Origin of the sequence: Neorhizobium sp. BETTINA12A (genome assembly GCF_023006485.1) — a bacterium.
Taxonomy (GTDB): Bacteria; Pseudomonadota; Alphaproteobacteria; order Rhizobiales; family Rhizobiaceae; genus Neorhizobium.
In genome coordinates this window covers 1-2,745 of sequence record NZ_JALBGW010000291.1, presented here as the reverse complement: position 1 = coordinate 2,745, position 2,745 = coordinate 1, and the positions used below count along the sequence as shown (strand labels likewise).

2 protein-coding genes are annotated in these 2,745 nt (G+C 64.9%); both read left to right on the top strand.

The window, feature by feature from the left end:
- Nucleotides 1–2,069 (top strand): alpha-2-macroglobulin family protein (locus MOV61_RS29410; RefSeq protein ID WP_309493878.1); only part of this gene is annotated, 2,069 nt, incomplete at its 5' end.
- A gap of 16 nt (nucleotides 2,070–2,085) precedes the next feature.
- Nucleotides 2,086–2,745 (top strand): transglycosylase domain-containing protein (locus MOV61_RS29405; protein WP_247139114.1); only part of this gene is annotated, 660 nt, incomplete at its 3' end.

Below are 2,745 nucleotides of genomic sequence, written 5' to 3'. Positions count from 1 at the left end.
CGACCGGTCGGCTTCGCACCGGCGGGGACGGCGGCAGCGCGGCGCTGCAGTCGAGCCCGCCGAAGGAAAAGCTGATCGCCTTCTTCTCAGGCCCGGTGAAACTCGATGCGCAGGGCAAGGCAAATGTCTCCTTCGACATTCCGCAGTTCAACGGCACGGCGCGCGTCATGGCGGTTGCCTGGTCGAAGACCGGCGTCGGGCACGGCGTCAAGGATGTGGTGATCCGTGATCCGGTTGTGGTCACAGCCAGCCTGCCGCGCTTCCTGGCGCCTGGCGACCAGACCAATCTCAGGCTCGACATCGCCAATACCGATGCGCCGGCCGGCGATTACCAGCTCGCGATCACCACCAACAAACCTGTCTCCGTCGATCAGAAGGGGACCGGAAAGATAACGCTTGCCGCCGGCGGCAAGTCGGATGTCACGCTGGCGCTTCGCGGCGTCGAGCCGGGCGACGGGTCGATCTCGATCCGCCTTTCGAATGCGTCGGGCATGTCGCTCGACCAGGTGCTCGATATTCCGGTGCGGCCGGCAGCCATGCCGATCACCCAGCAGCGGCTCGTCGAGCTGAAGCCCGGCGCCAGCGTCACGGTCGATGCCAACCTGCTTGCCGACAGCATCCTGCCCGGTGCCTCGATCAGCGTGAATGTCAGCCGTTCCACCGCCTTCGACATCCCGGCACTGCTGATGAGCCTCAGCCGGTATCCCTATGGCTGCGCCGAACAGACGACCAGCCGCGCCTTGCCGCTTCTCTATCTCAGCCAGATGGCGGTGCAGAACGGCCTTGCCGACGATACGGAAGTCAAGAAGCGGGTGCAGGATGCGATCTACCGCGTGCTGTCCTACCAGTCCTCGGCCGGCAGTTTCGGCCTCTGGGGGCCGGGCGGCGGCGATCTGTGGCTCGATTCCTACGTAAGCGACTTCCTCAGCCGCGCCCGCGAACAGGGTTACGATGTGCCTGAACAGGCGCTCGTCCAGGCTCTCGACAGCCTGCAGAACTCGCTCGGCTTCACCAACAACATCAAGGATCAGGGCAACGAGATCGCCTATGCGCTCTATGTGCTCGCCCGCAACCGCAAGGCCGCGATCAGCGACCTGCGTTATTACGCCGACACGATGCTGAACGACTTCCCGACGCCGCTCGCCAAAGCCCATATTGCCGCGGCGCTGGCACTTTATGGCGATGCGCAGCGGTCAAAGAATATCTTCGCGGCCTCGCTGCAGATGTCGCAGGACGCGCAGATCCACCGGGTCAGCCTGTCGCGTTCGGACTATGGCTCGTCCTTGCGAGACGGTGCCGCGGTTCTGGCGCTCGCCGCCGAAAGCCGGCCGGTGCCGCCGATCGTCCCGGCACTCGCCACCATAGTTGCCAAGGAATGGGGGCAGAAGAAATACACCAGCACCCAGGAACAGACCTGGATGCTGCTCGCCGCCCGTGCGCTGCAGAACGGTGACGACGGTCTGCGCCTGCAGGTCAACGGCGCCGACCATCGCGGCACGCTGATGTCGCAGATGACCGGCGATGCGCTGATCGGCCATCCGCTGACCGTCAAGAACAACAGTGCCGATCCGCTGTCTGCCTCGATCACCACGGTCGCGGCGCCGGCACAGCCGCTGCCGGCCGGTGGTGACGGGTTCAAGATCACCCGCACCTACTATTCGATGGACGGCGAGGAGGCCAATGTCAGCGAAGCGCAGCAGAACCAGCGTTATGTCGCGGTGATCATGATCACCGAGAGCAACAACTGGCCGTCGCGCATCGTCGTCACCGACCTTCTGCCGGCCGGGTTCGAGATCGACAATCCGAGCATCGTCAACAGTGCGAGCCTTGCCAATTTCGATTGGATCGAGGAGGTGCAGGCAGCCCATACCGAGTTCCGCAACGACCGGTTCGTTGCGGCCTTCGACCGGAGCGCCGGCGACAACCGCGAGATCACGCTTGCCTATGTGGTCCGCGCCGTAACCCCCGGCGTCTACGATCATCCGGCTGCCCAGGTCGAGGACATGTATCGTCCGCAGTTCTCGGCCCGTACCGCAATGGGCAAGATGGAGGTGCTTGCCGCCCAGTAAGCGGCAGCTCGTTCCGATGAAGCTCAGGTGGAAACTTTCGATCGGTCTGGCTATCGGCCTCGTCGTTGCGGCGGGGCTGATCGTCGGCCTCGAAGCTGTCGACAGGGCCTATCCGCCGCCGCTCGAAAAGGCGCGGGTGGTTTCCGCCGAAGTGCTGGATGCGGATGGCGAGCTGCTGCGCGCCTTCGCGACGCCGGAAGGCCGCTGGCGGCTTCGCACGACGATCGAAAACGTCGACCCGCGCTTCCTGAAAATGCTGGTCGCCTATGAGGACCAGCGTTTCTACGAGCATGCCGGCGTCGATCCGTGGGCGCTCGGCCGAGCGATGCTGCAGCTCGTCACCAACGGTCATGTCGTCTCGGGAGCTTCGACGCTGTCGATGCAGGTGGCGCGGCTGATCGAGCCCCGCGAGAGCCGCTCCCTGACGGCAAAGCTCCGCCAGGTCGTGCGCGCGGTCCAGATCGAGCGGCGGCTGTCCAAGAAGGAAATCCTCGAACTCTACCTGACCCACGCGCCCTATGGCGGCAATCTCGAGGGTGTGCGGGCCGCAAGCCTTGCCTATTTCGGCAAGGAGCCGCGGCGGCTGACGGTGGCGGAAGCGGCGCTTCTTGTCGCCCTGCCGCAATCACCGGAGGGCCGGCGGCCGGACCGGCATTTCAAGATTGCTCAGGCGGCT